Source organism: Methylobacterium sp. GC_Met_2, assembly GCF_026540795.1.
Lineage (GTDB): Bacteria > Pseudomonadota > Alphaproteobacteria > Rhizobiales > Beijerinckiaceae > Methylobacterium.
In genome coordinates, this window is the sequence record NZ_JALNUM010000269.1 from 1 (window position 1) to 747 (window position 747).

Sequence of the window (747 nt, forward strand, 5' to 3'; positions counted from 1 at the left end):
GGGTTGCTGCCGGCCAAGCCGCTCACGAGGTTGTAGATCGCGCCCTGGGCGAGGCGCGCGCCCTGCGAGAAGCTCTGCTCGCCGTAGGAGCCGAAGAAGGCCGAGCGCCATTCCGGCGTCCAGTAGTGCAGGTACGACGCGACCGCCGTGAAGCTCTGCGAGGTCTGCAGCTGGCCGGTGAACGGGTTGATGGTCGCGTCCGAGAAGTACTGGGCGAACTTCTGACCCTGGATGGTCGTGGTGCTCTGGGTGTACGAGCCGGTGTAGGCGGAGTAGCCGGTGTAGAGCTGCGCGCCGTCGCCGTAGGCACCCTGCAGGTACAGGGCGTCGCCCGGGGCGATGAACGGCGTGTTGATCTTCAGGCCGCCCTGCACCGCCCAAGCCTGAACGTTGCTCGTATGGGCCGGGACGACGATCGGACCGGTGCCGGTGCTGGCGGCGGTGGAGAGGTTGCCGACGTTCAGCTCGTGGGTGGCGGCCGAGAGCTGAGCCGAGCCCCAGGCCTGATCGAGGCGCACGACGCCGACGAAGTCGGGCAGGCGCGAGCGCTCGATGCTGTCGACGTTGCCATACCGGCCCGGGCCGACGAAGACCGGGGTCGGCTGGTTGGTCACACCGAAGTTCGAAACGGCGCCGGTGTTGACCGTCGCGGAGATGTTGGTCGGCGAGAAGATCGGGGTGCGGCGGAAGACCGGGTCTTCGATCGAGATCGTGGCCGACAGGCCGTTGCCGACCGTGGCGGTATAA

Annotated in this window: 1 protein-coding gene; it reads right to left on the reverse strand. The window is 67.9% G+C overall.

What is annotated here, in order from left to right:
* Positions 1–747 (reverse strand): porin (locus tag OXS49_RS33395; protein WP_267428781.1); only part of this gene is annotated, 747 nt, incomplete at both ends.